Genomic DNA, 15,852 nt, shown 5'->3' on the forward strand with positions numbered 1-15,852 from the left:
GTAAGCGTTATCTAAAAAAGAATGAATAGTGCAAAATCATCTTACCCACATTATTAGGAGGTATCCTTATGGCGCTCGGAACAAGTATGATCATTCGTCTGGAAATGGATAAAAAACAAGTTACATTTGGTGAAGTGGCTGCTGCGATTAGTGATGCCGGTGGAGACGTTGTAGCAATTGACGTTATTCATGCTAGCCCTGAAAGTACAACTCGCGATTTGACGGTTAATCTACCGGAGACCGTTAGAGAAAGTATTCTCAAGTCGGTTGGAGAACTAAGTGGTGTTAAAGTAGTCAACGTATCTGACCGTACGTTCCTTGCGCATTTAGGCGGTAAAATCGAAGTTCAACCTAAATTCCCGGTTAAAAACCGCGAAGATTTATCTCATGTCTATACACCGGGCGTTGCCAAAGTATGTATGGCAATACACGAAGATAAACAAAAAGCATTTTCACTAACGATCAAACGGAATATGATCGCTGTCGTATCTGACGGTACGGCTGTCTTAGGGCTTGGCGATATTGGACCTGAAGCCGCTATGCCTGTTATGGAAGGTAAAGCGATGTTGTTCAAACAGTTAGGTGGAGTCGATGCTTTTCCAATCTGTCTGGATACGAAAGACACCGAAGAAATTATTAATGCAATTAAATGGATGGCTCCTTCTTTTGGAGGAATCAACTTGGAAGATATTGCGTCACCACGTTGTTTTGAAATTGAACGTCGTTTGACAGAAGAACTAGATATCCCTGTATTCCACGATGATCAGCATGGTACAGCAGTAGTCGTTCTTGCAGGTCTATTAAATGCGCTACGCATCGTAGATAAACCGCTAGAAAATGCCAAAATTGTACTGCTTGGTGTAGGCGCAGCCGGATCAGCTTGTATCAAAATGTTATTGTCAGCAGGCGCTCATAATGTGATCGCTGTTGATCAATGTGGTGCGTTGGTATCCGGTGAAGAATATCCGCATGATATGTGGAACTGGATCGCAGAACATACGAATCCTTATCAAGAACGTGGAGGACTGACCGAAGTGATTCAAGGAGCGGATGTATTTATTGGTGTATCCCGTCCTGGATTGCTAACTGTTGAACATATTCAATCGATGGCAGAAGATCGGATCGTATTTGCAATGGCGAATCCCAATCCTGAGATTGAACCTGAACTGGCTGAGCCACATGTACGTGTATTAGCAACAGGACGAAGCGATTATCCAAACCAGATTAATAATGTTTTGTGCTTCCCGGGTATTTTTCGTGGTGCGCTAGATTGCCGGGCAAGTGTGATTAACGAAGAAATGAAAGTAGCAGCAGCGAAAGCGATCGCTTCTGTTGTAAAAGAAGATGAATTGAATGAACTATATATTATTCCTGGGGTATTTAATGAAAAAGTAGTCGAGTATGTTCGTCGTGGAGTGGTAGAAGCCGCTATCCGTACTGGAGTAGCACGTCGTACACCACCAGAATTCCGTTAAGATATTTGCTCAAGTGAGGAGGGAAGAACAACAATGCCACCGATGGAGCACAAGTCAGAGCGACCTTTTGCCAATCCGTTAACTCAGCCAATTCAGTCTTATCGTGATGCAGATTCGTATACACAGGGGACAGGGAGTCTATTCGGTCAACGTATGATGGAAGAACCGTATCGTCCTGAATTTTATGCGTATTATTACAAGCAATGGCATAACTACAGTATGGCGTATCATCAACATCCATCGACTGAAATTATGTATATGATCTCTGGACATTGCTTGATCGAATTGCAGGTACAGTCAGATACAAGCCAATCTCCAGTATCTGAGACTACAGTTCAAGTGCAATTGAAAAAAGGTCAGTTTATTGTCATCGATGCGAATGTTCCTCACCGTCTGATCGTTGAAGGAGAATCGCCTTGTCGGATGCTTAATGTAGAATTTGGCTTTGCTTCATCATCATTGCCTCTTCCTTCTCTATTTCAGATGGCTGGCGAAGAAGTAGCACTCGCTGAATTGTTATCTCAACCTCAGCATTACTTTGTGCTGTCTGATCCGGAAGAAGTCTATTATGTACTAAAGTCATTGGTATTGGAGCTGGATCAACAACATCGCTCCGGTACGATGGCGGATTTATTATTTATTCAGTTATTGGTTCGTATAGCCCGCTTGTGGCAGGAGACACAGATCAATAGTACATCGCAGACAGAATGGTATGTGAAGCGTAGTATTCAATATATTCATCAAAATTATGATCGTCCGATTCGTGTTGAACATATTGCTTCTGCGGTGAATGTTCATCCCGGTTATCTTCATCGTATTTTCAAAAAGCATATGAATACTACACCTACCGATTACTTAACTCGCTTACGAATGGAAAAAGCAGGAATGCTTTTAGGGCAGACCGATATTCCGATTCAAGAAATTGCTGATTATATCGGTGTAAGTAGCAGGCAATATTTTCATTTGCTTTTCAAAAAGCATACCGGACAGACTCCTGCGGAATACCGTGGGAATGTGGTTCGTTATGATCGGCAATATGTTGAAGAATAGCTATATTTGAAGTCTCCAGTACTTATACAGTAAGATGTTTTGCTTAGCAAAAATCACTTTTGATTGACATGGAGTCGCACTTGAGGTCTCATGTGCTTAAGTTAGGATATTAGACAACAAATCGATAAAGTAGTCATGATCTTGGTAACGCTTCCTTGTACAATCACGCTACAATAAAAGCATAATCAATCCTTTGGATAGGTAAGCGCTAGTAGAGCGTATTTTAGAATGGAGGATATGTATATGTCTTTTAAAGTAGCTTTTGTAGGAGCAGGAAGTATAGGATTTACGCGCGGGTTGTTACGCGATTTGTTAACAGTACCGGAGTTCCATAATATTGAAATTGCTTTTACCGATATCAGTCAGCACAATCTGGATATGGTGACCCAGTTATGTCAGCGCGATATCAATGAAAATGGGTTATCGATTCAGATTCAAGCGACAACAGATCGACGTGCTGCCCTGCAAGATGCCAAGTATGTATTGTGTACAATTCGTGTAGGTGGATTGGAAGCTTTTGCAACCGATGTTGATATTCCACTCAAATATGGAGTCGATCAATGTGTCGGCGATACGTTATGTGCAGGTGGAATTATGTACGGACAGCGTGGCATAGCTGAAATGCTAAACATTTGCAAAGATATCCGCGAAGTTTCGAAGCCAGATGTATTATTACTTAATTATTCGAATCCAATGGCAATGATGACATGGGCGTGCAACGTCTATGGTGGAGTCCATACTGTCGGTCTATGTCATGGAGTACAGCATGGACATCACCAGATCGCTGAAGTTTATGGTCTGGAGAAGAAAGATGTAGATATCGTCTGTGCAGGTATCAATCATCAGACATGGTATATTCAAGCGTCTCATCAAGGGAAAGATTTAACCGCAGGGCTTTTAGAAGCATTTGAAAATCATGAAGAATACAGCCGTACTGAGAAAGTACGCATCGATATGATGCGCCGTTTCGGTTATTACAGTACAGAGTCGAACGGGCATTTAAGTGAATATGTACCCTGGTATCGCAAGCGTCTTCAAGAAATCGGTGAATGGATCGATCTCAACAACTGGATCAATGGAGAGACAGGTGGGTATTTGCGTGTATGTACCGAAGGACGTAATTGGTTTGAGACTGATTTCCCTAACTGGATGAAAGACGAACCAATGAAATTTGCACCGGAAAAGCGTGGCGAAGAGCATGGTTCGTATATTATTGAAGGTTTGGAGACAGGACGTGTCTATCGCGGGCATTTTAATGTGATCAATAACGGTGTGATTGCTAATCTACCGGATGATGCGATTATCGAAGCTCCGGGTTATGTCGATCGAAATGGGATTTCTATGCCACATGTAGGGAATCTACCTCTGGGTCCTGCGGCTGTCTGTAACGTCAGTATTTCAGTACAACGTCTAGCTGTTGAAGCGGCAATTACAGGAGATGATTTGCTTCTGCGTCAAGCCTTTATGATGGACCCGTTAGTAGGCGCTGTCTGCAATCCCAAAGAAATCTGGCAAATGGTCGATGAAATGCTGGTAGCTGGAGAAGCATGGTTACCTCAATACACAGATGCAATTGTTGCTGCCAAAGAAAGACTGGCTTCAGATCAACTGATTCCGACTCGTGAGTATGCAGGAGCCGCTCGTCTAAAAGTCAAAACGGTTGCTGAGATGCAAGAAGATCGAGATGCTGCTAACAAAAATGCAGGTGAATCTGACAAAGGCAAAGATCGGGAAAAAGTTCAACAATCATAAAGCGCAAAATCAATAGCATCTGATATCTGAATAACCATCTATCTTGATCACAATCAATCAAGTCAATAGACGATATCTTCACAGGTGAAAAAGCAGAATAGTTCTGTTTTTTCACCTTTTTCTTTGTAATGTCCATCTATATCCATTTTCGACTGTTCTATTAAGCGAGTAATTCATGTTACAACAAATATCTGTTATAAAAGGTCAGAATACTGCTATACTTCGCAAATCTGAACTTGTACGCTTAATATAACCTATTATTGGGGAAGTATTAGAATAACGAATGACTGCAAAAGGCAACATCAACTGATAGGAGGAATAGTTATATGTCTACATCGAACGAAGGTAAGTTGAAATGGGGAATTATCGGTACAGGAATGATCTCTAACAAATTTGTCGCTGATCTAGGACACACATCTAACGGTATCGCTTATGCTGTGGGTTCACGTAATCAGGAAAGTGCTGATGAATTTGCAGGTAAATATAATATTCCCAAAGCTTATGATAGCTATGACAAATTGTTGCAAGATCCTGACGTAGATGTGATCTATGTAGGTACTCCGCATCCTTTACATAAGATTAATGTTATCGATGCTTTGAATGCAGGCAAGCATGTATTGTGCGAAAAACCATTTACGATGAATGCGGCTGAATTAGAAGAAATGATCGCTGTCGCGCGCGAGAAAAAATTATTCTTGATGGAAGCGATGTGGACACGCTTTTTACCACCGATTCGTCGTGTACGTGAATGGATCAGAGATGGCAAGATCGGCGAAGTACGTCTGGTCAAAGCTGAATTTGGTTTCCGTATGGGCTGGGACCCGGAACACCGTCTGCTGAATCCAGAATTGGGCGGCGGTGCATTGCTAGATGCAGGTATCTATCCGGTATCGTTTGCTTCGATGATCTTTGGAGCAAAGCCTGAAAAAGTATACAGTACTGCAAGTATTGGCGAGACAGGAGTCGATGAGCAGTTCTCGATCTTGCTTGCTTATGAAGGTGGACGTTCAGCAATATTGAATGGTGCGATTCGTGTAGACTTACCGAATGAAGCGTATATTCATGGAACAGAAGGTTATATTCGTATTCCACAATTTCTGTTCAGCCGCGAAGCTTCTTTATATGTTAACAATGAAGAAGTCGAGAAATTCGAAGATGACCGTCCAAGTGAAGGATATGCTTTTGAAGCCGAAGAAGTCGGTCGCCTGATCCAAGCAGGAGAACTGGAAAGTGAAGTTATCTCACTGGAAGAATCTCTAGATATTATGCGTCTACTCGATCAAGTCCGCGGACAATGGGGCTTAAAGTATTCGTTTGAAGATTAATTAAAATATAAAACCTATCTGACTATACTTTATTAAAGGGTATATTCAGATAGGTTTTTTTAGAAATATAATAATTTTTTGTTTATCGCAGTACATAATTCATAAAATTTTGGTAAGCAAATCCTTTGACTTGCTCTTCGCTATAATGCTTCAACAGCTCATTAATTAGATTCTGGCTTTGCCCGGCATGTTCTAAGCCTTGAATATGATACATAATCCCATCAAAGTCTGATCCGAGTCCGATTAGCTTTTCTCCACCTAATGAACAGAAATGATCGATATGGTGGATCAGTTCAGGGATCGTTACAATCTCCTGCTCACTTATAAAATATGGACAATAGACGACATGAATCATAGCCTGTTTGGCAAATAAGGCACTGGCTTGATCGTTTTTCAGATTACGTGGATTCTCAAATATCTGGCTAGCATTGGAATGACTGGCTATCGGATAATCGGCAATCTCGATCACATCCCAGAAAGCACGTTCACACAAATGACTGACATCGGATAAAATTTTATATTTATTATTGAGCTGAATCAATTCTCTACCAAATGCAGTCAGTCCCGCTCCTCGCTTCTCCAATGCACCGTCTGCCGCCAGATTGGCATAATTCCATGTTAACCCTACCGAAAGAACACCCAACCGATACAACAGATTCATTTTGTGCAGATCATTTCCAATCGGATCGACACCTTCTAAAGTTAGAAAAGCACCAATCTGATCATCTTGCAATTGCTCTATCTGCGACCACTGCGTAATATGCACCATCTGTGGATTTTTTTCCAACACTTCGGTATAGAAATAATGAATCTGATCGAGGCAGGATTGGAATTTCTCAGGATCTTTGAGTGCAGGGTCTACAAAGACAGCGAATCCTTGTACTTTGACTTGCCCTTCAATTAGACGCTCAAGATTAGTATCCAGTTCAGGCGAATCCGCAAAATTTAATTTTCCTTTCGCTTCCCCAAATTTATACAAAACATCACAATGTAAATCAATAATGTTCATCATCAACATCCTTTGCTGTTCAAATTGTACTTTGGTGTTGTTTCAAGCATATAGTAGATTTAATTATTTGCATAATAGAATGATGTGATACCAAATGCTACATGATACGTATATAGGATAGATAGTCATCATTGCAACTTTGAAATAAAGGTGGGAATCTCTTGATTAATCTACATGCCAAATTACAACTTAATAAAATAAATACAGCCTCCAAATCATGGTTCCAAAAAATAAATTGGGCAGAAATCTATCTTGCTGTTGTAGGAGCGATACATCGTGTAGTAGTAGAACAACCTCGCAAATGGACAGCTACCCGTCAACAGCAAGCCGATCTTCCAGTATCCCAAATTCGGCAATTGCCTTTGCAAGCAGGTGATATTCTGTATACACCTAGTTCAGAATCTACGTACTATGCAGGGCATATGGGCATATTAGGGGAAGACGGCAAAGTATATCATGTGCACCCGTATGGCCCTGTATTTTCAGATTCGGTCGAATGGTATATTAAACGATTTTATGATCAAGATCGATTTATCGTATTTCGTCCACAATCTCCACAAGCGGGGCAAGCCGCAGCATTATGGGCACAAGAGCATTATCAGCAAGTCCAAGCGTATCGTCTAAATACAAATTTGGATCAGGTTGAACGGAGTTACTGTTCGAAATTTATTTATCAAGCATATTTATTTACATCTGGAATCAATGTATGGCCCCGTCCGTTGAAACTTGGCAATCATGGTTATATTTATCCTTTTCGAATTATGCGCTCCAAGCATTTGAAAATCGTAGGTAGTTTCTACAGAGGATAAAAGTGATTGTTTGTAAGAATATTAAAATAGCGAACAAAAAAAGGCTTCCTACCATCAGCAACGATGAGAAGGAAGCCTTTTTACTATACAAATAATGATGCCAGGCAATGATGTTATAACAAGTGAATAGGGGTCTGATATAAGTTGAGCAACGCTATACCTAATATAAAACTACTGGTAGATAGCCATAAGACAGCATACCGCCCTTGCAATATCTGTTGCTTTGTAAAATAAATTGCTGTGATAACAAATAGTAGACTCAAGATCATCCATAATATAGGTAACATAGGTAGAACCTCCATTCACAGTTGTGACTATAGGACTGACTAAATAATATATTCAGTATAGTAGCCGACCATGAACAAGATATATCGTATAGCTTAAAATCACCTAAAATCTAACTGAATAGGATAGTGCATCTTGATTGGAAATATCTATCTGAAATTATGCGATATAAAAAATTTGTCTGAAGAGAATAGCATTGACTATGAATCAAGCACTTTTGTTGGCAGTTGCAACTACAGGCTTGTGCTTCATCACATCTTTGGCTCCGTTACCGATACAACATTGCACAATAATCATCAGTACAATCATTATACCCAGACCCCATTGTGCAGTGACAAAGCTTCCAGAGTGATCAAATAATAATCCTACAATCAATGGGCCGATTGCGCCCAACGTATAACCACCGCTTTGTGTCATCGCAGACCACGCATTCGCTTCACCTGCATTATGAGCTTCTTGAATCGGTAGCATAAGAGCTAATGGGAATAATCCACCTGCACCAATACCAAGAATCGCTATCGCTAACCAGGGGGATACAGGCAAGTGTAATGCCAATAGTCCGATGATTTCCATAACACTACATCCGACTAACCACCATGCACGTTTGCCGAATGTACTGACTCCAATTGGAATTAAAAAACTGATCGGAATCTGAATAATTGTAAATAAAGTCATCATATAACCGGCTTGAATTTTACTGTATCCTGCATGTGCCATCATAGGAGATAACCATGTAGTCAATGAATAGAATATCGCTGCCATTAACCCGAAGAAAATCGTTAATAGCCAAGCTTTTTTCTGACGTAAAGGTAAAGACACCGAAGCTGTAGTTGTTTTAGATTGAGGAACGCGAGCTAATCGCAACCAGCTCAATCCTGCGACAATCGCTAAGATCGCCCAGAATGATAAAGAGTATTGCCAGGAACCGTGTAATACTTGTTGTAAAGGCACTGCTAGACCTGCTGCTAATGCTGCTCCGATAACAAGCGATACCGAATAAACACTGACCATAGCCGCTGGATTAGGGAAATACTGCTTAATAAATCCAGATAGTAAAGGGCCGATTAATCCGATTCCAATCCCTGCGAGTAAAGCACTACTCATTAAGATCACAGTCGAATCAGCCATCAGACGTAACAGAGTAGCAAGTCCTATCAATAATAAGGAAAAAGTAATCACTTTTTCCAATCCCCATCGCTTGCTCCATGATAGAGCGAGTGGAGCGAATAATCCCATACATAAAACAGGCAAAGTCACTAAAAGACTGGCAGTTACACCTTGAATATGAAGATCAGCTCGTATATTTTCCAGTAAAGGAGAGATCGATGTAATCGCAGGGCGCAAGTTAAGCGCCGCTAATAATAAAAGAATCGTTAAATATCGTATACGCATTGAAAAGCTCCTTATCTATATTAAATATGAAGAATTAGATATAGTATAAGAAAAGAGTAACGATTGTACCATACTATTGTTTCTATTATTATGATAGTACAAGGCTATGATTGACTAGAACCATTCAGGAGGTTGACGATGGAATTACGCCAACTGCAATATTTTATAACCGTATGTGAAGAATTACATTTTACCAAAGCTGCTGATCGACTAGGCATCTCTCAACCGACATTAAGTCAACAGATCAAAGTGTTAGAAGACGAACTGAATACGCCTTTGTTTGATCGGATTGGCAAAAAAATAAGAATTACAGAAGCAGGCAAATTACTTCAACAATACAGTACACAGATGTTACGTGATCTACAAAATGCGAAAATGTCGATTGCTGAATTACAGGTTAATCAACGTGGCACATTACGAATCGCCGTATTGCCGTCTGATCTGGATTATCGAATGGGATCGATCTGGATCGCCTTTCATCAATTATTTCCTAATGTGCGCTTGGAGATTATACCTACAATTGAAATTCAAGATAGGGTATTTGAAGATAAAGTGGATATTGGGATCGGATTGGCTGCTTTACCGGATCAAAGGTTAGTACAGATTCCTTTAGGTACTGAAAGTTATAGTTTGTTTGTGCCTGCGAATCATACACTGGCTCAACGTGTAGAGATTGAATTAGAAGAACTGTTGCAGTTACCTTTAATTTTGTATCCTGTAGGTTTTGTCGGTCGCAAATTACTTGACGATTGTTTTCAGTCGAAAGGGTGGAAAGTACAGACGATGATGGATAACGGATCAGCCGCGTCTCAGCTACAACTGGTCAAAGCAGGTATCGGATTCAGTATTCATCCTCATGCGTTACTGGTGGCTTTGTCAGATGATGAACTAACCGCGATTCCGATCGTAAATCATACGCCTGTACGAAGTATTGAACTGCTATATCGGACAGATCGCTATATGAGCGCCGCCGCTACGATGTTTATTTCATTAATTGAAAAGCATTTTGCAGAACAAGCCAAAAACCCCTAGTTCGCTGTTCAATCAACAGTTCACTAGAGGTTCTATCTTACCTTTTTATTTTAATACATCGGCTTGCTTGTTACCCCAGCTATGAATACCATCATCTTCTATAATAGAGATCGAAGCATCAGCAATATCGGGATTAGTCATCAACTGCTGTTGAACACGGAACTTAATATCATCAGCATCGGCAAGTGTAAGTCCTTTGTGCAGTTCAATCAGACCTTCTACATGATAATAGCGTCCTTCTTGAATAATACGCATCATCTGAATATCAGCGACTTGTTCATCAGCAAGAATCGTCTGTGATACTTTGTCTTCGATATCTTTGGGCGCTGCAACACCGATTAGCCCGATCATATTGTCGTATCCGACGCGGAAAGCAACCGCAATCATCAATAGACCGATCAATGTAGTTACCATACCATCAAGAAGTGCAAAGTTAGTTAGAGCAATAACAACAACAGAAATTAGAGCAAACAGAGCACCAAGTACTGCTACAATATCTTCATAAAAGACAAGGCGTGTAGGTGGAGCCGCACGTCCTACATTTTTGAAAGCCGCTGGCATCAGTGCAAAGCCTTTCGCTTGTGGTGCGCGAGCTTCTTTCAAAATTTCTTTCATCGCTTTGATCAGAATCGCTCCATCGATCAAAATATTAAGTACCAATACCGCAATATTGATCCATACGCCACCGGTATGAGCGACTGGATGTTGCAACAAGTGAATTCCCTCGTGAATCGTCTCATATGCCATAATCGTAACTACAATAACGGCTATCATACAGAAGATATTAATCACCCGTCCGAAGCCTGTAGGGAAGCGAGGTGTAGGCTTTTTCTCAGACAATACACTACCTACAAAGACGAATCCTTGATTGACCGCATCGGCAAGTGAGTGCATCGCAGAAGCGAACATTGCACCACTTCCACTAACCAAAAAGGCACCGCCTTTACAAATCGCCAGCACAGCATTACCGATCATCGCTACAGCCGAAGAGGTATTTCCTTTTTTCACTAAAGACATCAAACTTTCTTTTTCTGGTTGTTCAGCCACTTCGAGATAGCCCCCTAATCTTGTCTATGTATATGGTTTGGATCAAGCCTTTCAATCTGTATTAATACACTGTTTCTCAACAGACGAAACGCTTTTCCACTTTGTATAATAACGTCTGCAAACAAAGGATACAAGCAATGAAATGTACGATATGATACTGCGAACATAATCAATAAGTCGTTAATAACATATAGATTGGATATCACCAAACTAGCAATGATAGAATAGAGTAGAGCACGTACAGAAGCAAGATACAGCAGAAAGGAGCCTACATATGAACCGGGAACGAAAGATACAATTGATAGGAACGATGATGACGAGTCTGGTGTTATTATTAGTACCTTTGTTCACCAATATCTATTATCCTATCTGGTACTATATAGGGTTACTATGCTTGATAACACTAGGGATATATAGAGAAGTAGCTTACAAGCGATATGAGAAAAAATTTTATCAGAAGTGGAATATAGCTCGTCAGCGAGGGTTTGCTTTTCATATGATCTGGCAAAGTGCGCGCGCGGCGCTGTTATTAATAGGCATAGTGATTTTATTTCAACTATTTAGCTATGGATTAGTATGGAGCGAATGGTTACTGCTATTGACCCCTACGACACTAATCGCAAGCCTTATTATTGTGGTTACTTTGGGAGTTATAGCAGGTATCTATTCATGGACAGAAAATGAAAAAAGATATCGTGAGATCGAGCAAGACGATAGTAAATATTCGATTCATCAAAAGCAACATTCTTTGTGATAACAGCAAAATTTGCATATCAAAAACCCCTTTATGATCTATCCTACTGAATCAAGGATAGATCGAAAGGGGTTTTGTAATTAAGCTAGATGATTATTCACCATCACAGCAGAAAATTTGATTTTTTCCTTTATTTTTGGCTCTCATCAACGATCGTTCAGCCTGATCGATCATGTCAGAAGGACGCATAGAAGAAGTAGGAATAACAGATACGCCACCGATTGTAACAGTCATAAATTCACCGGAATTCGAAGTGTCTCTTGGAATTTGTAGAGCGAGCACACTCTGGCTGATTTCTTGTGCAAGACTTTTGGCGTGTACCTGATCTGATCCTAATAACATCATTGTAAAAGCACCACCACTAAAGCGAGCAATGGTAGCATCATGGATACTACCTATCATAGCTAATACATCGGCTACCCATTGTAGACACAAATCGCCCCCATTGAGACCATGAATTGCATTATAAGCTCGTAGACCATCCAGATCGATTAAAAATACAGTCAGATATTGTTGCTCTGCAAGCGCAGTATCCCAGTTCAACTCTAGCGATTTTTCAAAAGCAGGTCGGTTCGGAATATCTGTTAATGGATCAGTAGCTAGATAGCTGTGCAATTGATCAGACATGGTAGAATATGCTTCAGCCTGCTCGATATTAGAAGCCACTAGACGAGCAATCATCATAACGGACGGCTTTCCACCATACGTAATCGAGGTTAATGTGACTTCCAATTGCATCATATTCTGATCGACATCGATAAAGAATCCGTTGGTCGAGATCAATTGAACAACATTTTCCTGTAATTCATCCAGACTTTTTTGCATATCGTCTTGAGACTGCTTACCGATATACTGTGCAAACTCTTTGCCAATTAACGCCTGTGTATTTTTGGCGCCAAACAATTCGGCTGCTTCACTATTAGAATAAATAATTTGCCCGTTTGTAATCGTCATAAAAGCGACAGGAGACAATTCCATCAATTGCAAATAACGCTGTTCATTTTGCCGTAAAATACGAGCATTTTGTAGCGCTAATTCTTCTACTTGTTGCAATTGATTTTCGGTTTGCCGATGCACAATCGTTTTGAGTTCAGGCAAGATATTAATTTCTTTGGCTTTCCAAGAAAATGAAGTAGATTGAACAACCTGTCTCCATTTCTCAAATGATTTACGCGGAGAAAGGCGCATACCATCATTATCTTGAATAACAGCTTTGACCGGATCTCCTGCCCAATCTACTATCTGAAGCACTTCAGGACGGAACCAGATAATATAATTCTGTTGCCCTGGAGAAAGAGCAAGATAGAGCGCTCCAGATGCTTTTTCTTTGTAAGCTTTAGCAGGCTCATAATCCAGACTTAGACGAGAATTTGCATAAACATGATTTTTGGCTTTGCTACCTAACCAACCGGCTAATTCACGAATTTGTCCAGCTGTTGGTGTCTGTCCGTATAACAATAGTTTATCCTGATAACTAATAGCCGCTCCCGAAGCGCTCATAAGGCTAAGCAACGTTGTTTCTTCTTCTTGCAGTTGTTCAATAACACGCACAAAGCTTGTATTTCCGATAAAAACATCCGCTATTCGTGAAGCCTGACGACGCATAGCTAGTTCAGATTCATAATCATCGATCTGCTGACGTTGGTACAATTCACTAGAGAAGAACGAACCTAGGAAATTACACAAATTACGTACACGATGCGGAATATATTTAGGTGAATAATGATGACACGTAATCAGTCCCCATAGCTGATTATCATGAATTAGTGAAATCGTAACCGTAGCGCCAACCCCCATATTATGCAGATATTCAATATGAAGAGGCGATACACTGCGTAGAATCGATAGACTTAGATTAAGTGGCTTGCCTGTTACCGGTTGTACAGTTGGAACAATCTCTACCGGTGTATAATGAACATCGACAATCGTACGTAACCAGTTACGCAGATACAATTCACGAGCTTGCTTCGGAATATCAGAAGCAGGATAGTTATGCCCTAGAAAAGGTTCAAGCGCTGTTTCTTTCGCTTCAGCAATAACTTTTCCATTCCAGTTCTCATCGAATTCGTAGATCATCACACGATCATAACCGAGCATTTCTTTGATCTGTTCTGCTGCAACCTGACTCGCTTCAAATCGGTTTTTGGTCTGTTTCACCCGTCCGAAAAAGGCACGAATCCATTCAAAATCATTCACAACAGTAGATTCATCAATCGCATCCAGTTCGAACTCTAAAATAATCAGTCCTTCACTTTCATGCAAAATCACAAAAAATTCAGTGCTTGTATCCTGTAGATTAATCATTAAACGTGTATATTGGAGATCAGAAGTAGATTCTGTACTAAGATCATATTGAAGTAAGGAGAGAAGTTGTTCTTCACCGATCAGTGAAGCTAGTGGCTGACCTAACAATTCTTCGGCTTCAATACCAAATAAAGTCATCGTATTACGACTAGCTTGTACAATCGTATGCTCATTATCTTTGGTTATGGCTAACAATACGCCATGAGGTTGAATTTGCCCGGGAATATGAATCGGTTCTTTATCACAATTGGTCAGATCGATCGGTTCCTGAGTGGTAAATTTACCTTCTGTTAAAAGCGTACGATTGAGCAAATCATATTCATTGTTTTTTGAAACTGACATTAGTTGGTTAGCCTCCTGTATATCATGATGTCATTACTGTGCTAGTTCGGATCGGTACTTAACCATAGATCAAGTAATCTAAATGTTTCTTTGGCTGTATATATGATTTGTTCTTTATTTTCTTCTGTTACACCAGCTTGTAGCAATAGATCGCGGAAAGCCGACCATTGTTCACGAGTCTCTGCACCATAAGCGTTAAAGTAATGCAGACCCCCTTCAGGATCAACTGGCAAAAATTTCATTAATTGCTTGGTGATAATTTGTCCACCCAGAGTAGACCCTTCAATAACATAGAAAGCTCCATACATACATGCAGGTGTCGAAATATCCGGCAAGTCTGTACATAATGGCAATTGTTGAATTTCTTCTGTTGTCATACCTAAGTGAATCAAATCTTGTTCCAACAACGGCGATTTAGCACGTACATTCATATCAAACCCAGAATCAGATTCTAGCGTATTCATATGCTCTACGGCTTGTTGTTCTAACGGTTGTAAAAAGCCATAGAACTTAGCAAGATACGTACGGTATTCATCCAAAGTGAGCGTTTTCGCCATAATACCTTTAGCATAAAAGTTTCCTTCAATCTGTTCATGGTATACAGCAGTATCTTTGCGTAAACGATCTAGTAATTCAATTGTCATTTATCATCTCACCTTAATATCAATTAATAAGTTACTTAACAATAAGTTATGAAGCTGTATATCCTAACATCTATATCAAATCTTGCTATGATCCAGAAGGTCCTCACCATAGTACGTCAACAGAATGGAAAAAGTGCGATAGCTGGGGAGTTAAAGTATAGTACAAGCATGCAATGAATACAACAAATTGAGGGTCATGCTATTGGGTTTCTTCTATATAATGGCGAACGATTTGCTTGATGTCGTTCTATCTATTTTATCATGTTGTAGGTACTGGATGAAAGTGCTGTTTAAGTGAAATCAACCAATTATAGTCTTTTAAAAGTGTCGAAAATTTGAAATATAGGTATACCGATCCAAAAATAAAGAACGATGCTTTTTGATGATTTTTCTTGTTTTTCTATAGATATGAGCATTGGATATATGTGTTTTAGTTATTTTACGCTTAAAAGAGTAGAAAGGGATTAACAAAAAGCCTGCTTCGTTTCTCTGGTCAAAGAGCAAGAAGTAAGCTTTTTTAAAGTAGTAGTATGTAGTTGTAGAGTAGGTAAGTGACATAGACAGGTAGGCATAAAGTTATTGTTATTGTTTTCGTTTCAGATAAGAAATAAAGACAACAAATCCATACACAA

Annotated in this window: 13 protein-coding genes; 7 read left to right on the plus strand and 6 right to left on the minus strand. The window is 40.0% G+C overall.

Annotated features, from left to right (window positions below):
- The first annotated feature begins 68 nt into the window (after window positions 1-68).
- The 4 genes from PQ456_RS04295 (at window position 69) to PQ456_RS04310 (ending at window position 5,602) form a co-directional block, all read left to right on the plus strand.
- A complete protein-coding gene (locus PQ456_RS04295) occupies window positions 69-1,475 on the plus strand; it encodes an NAD-dependent malic enzyme (protein WP_273615021.1) in 1,407 nt (468 codons plus the stop codon).
- Between the two features lie 153 nt (window positions 1,476-1,628).
- On the plus strand, window positions 1,629-2,525 hold the full coding sequence (locus PQ456_RS04300) for an AraC family transcriptional regulator (RefSeq protein WP_273616236.1): 897 nt from the start codon (window positions 1,629-1,631) through the stop codon (window positions 2,523-2,525).
- Window positions 2,526-2,768: 243 nt separating this feature from the next.
- Window positions 2,769-4,277, plus strand: coding sequence for an alpha-glucosidase/alpha-galactosidase (gene melA, locus PQ456_RS04305; RefSeq protein WP_273615022.1), 1,509 nt, complete (start codon window positions 2,769-2,771; stop codon window positions 4,275-4,277).
- Between the two features lie 326 nt (window positions 4,278-4,603).
- A complete protein-coding gene (locus PQ456_RS04310) occupies window positions 4,604-5,602 on the plus strand; it encodes a Gfo/Idh/MocA family protein (RefSeq protein WP_273615023.1) in 999 nt (332 codons plus the stop codon).
- Window positions 5,603-5,684: 82 nt separating this feature from the next.
- On the opposite strand, the gene PQ456_RS04315 is transcribed toward PQ456_RS04310, so the two are convergent.
- Complete coding sequence (locus PQ456_RS04315) at window positions 5,685-6,611, minus strand: dipeptidase (protein ID WP_273615024.1); 927 nt, start codon at window positions 6,609-6,611, stop codon at window positions 5,685-5,687.
- 161 nt (window positions 6,612-6,772) lie between these two features.
- Between PQ456_RS04315 and PQ456_RS04320 the strand changes: the two genes are divergently transcribed.
- Complete coding sequence (locus PQ456_RS04320; RefSeq protein ID WP_273615025.1) at window positions 6,773-7,420, plus strand: C40 family peptidase; 648 nt, start codon at window positions 6,773-6,775, stop codon at window positions 7,418-7,420.
- A gap of 113 nt (window positions 7,421-7,533) precedes the next feature.
- On the opposite strand, the gene PQ456_RS04325 is transcribed toward PQ456_RS04320, so the two are convergent.
- Both PQ456_RS04325 and PQ456_RS04330 read right to left on the minus strand, forming a co-directional pair.
- Window positions 7,534-7,707, minus strand: coding sequence for a hypothetical protein (locus tag PQ456_RS04325; protein ID WP_273615026.1), 174 nt, complete (start codon window positions 7,705-7,707; stop codon window positions 7,534-7,536).
- Between the two features lie 205 nt (window positions 7,708-7,912).
- Complete coding sequence (locus tag PQ456_RS04330; protein ID WP_273615027.1) at window positions 7,913-9,097, minus strand: MFS transporter; 1,185 nt, start codon at window positions 9,095-9,097, stop codon at window positions 7,913-7,915.
- A gap of 138 nt (window positions 9,098-9,235) precedes the next feature.
- Here PQ456_RS04330 and PQ456_RS04335 point away from each other — a divergent pair, with 138 nt between their 5' ends.
- Complete coding sequence (locus PQ456_RS04335) at window positions 9,236-10,129, plus strand: LysR family transcriptional regulator (RefSeq protein WP_273615028.1); 894 nt, start codon at window positions 9,236-9,238, stop codon at window positions 10,127-10,129.
- Between the two features lie 45 nt (window positions 10,130-10,174).
- Here PQ456_RS04335 and PQ456_RS04340 read toward each other — a convergent pair whose 3' ends face one another.
- Window positions 10,175-11,176 (minus strand): cation diffusion facilitator family transporter, encoded by a 1,002-nt coding sequence (locus PQ456_RS04340; protein ID WP_273615029.1) that lies wholly within the window; start codon window positions 11,174-11,176, stop codon window positions 10,175-10,177.
- Window positions 11,177-11,450: 274 nt separating this feature from the next.
- On the opposite strand from PQ456_RS04340, the gene PQ456_RS04345 reads away from it, so the two are divergent.
- Window positions 11,451-11,930: a hypothetical protein gene (locus tag PQ456_RS04345; protein ID WP_273615030.1), complete on the plus strand. Its 480-nt coding sequence runs from the start codon at window positions 11,451-11,453 to the stop codon at window positions 11,928-11,930.
- 93 nt (window positions 11,931-12,023) lie between these two features.
- On the opposite strand, the gene PQ456_RS04350 is transcribed toward PQ456_RS04345, so the two are convergent.
- Window positions 12,024-14,576 carry a sensor domain-containing diguanylate cyclase gene (locus PQ456_RS04350; protein WP_273615031.1) on the minus strand — a complete coding sequence of 851 codons (2,553 nt, stop codon included), beginning with the start codon at window positions 14,574-14,576 and terminating at the stop codon, window positions 12,024-12,026.
- A 41-nt stretch (window positions 14,577-14,617) separates the two neighbouring features.
- Entirely contained in the window at window positions 14,618-15,220 is a 603-nt protein-coding gene (locus tag PQ456_RS04355; protein ID WP_273615032.1) for a biliverdin-producing heme oxygenase, read from the minus strand.
- Between the last annotated feature and the right edge of the window lie 632 nt (window positions 15,221-15,852).

This window comes from Paenibacillus kyungheensis (genome assembly GCF_028606985.1).
In the GTDB taxonomy this organism is placed as follows: Bacteria; Bacillota; Bacilli; order Paenibacillales; family Paenibacillaceae; genus Saccharibacillus; species Saccharibacillus kyungheensis.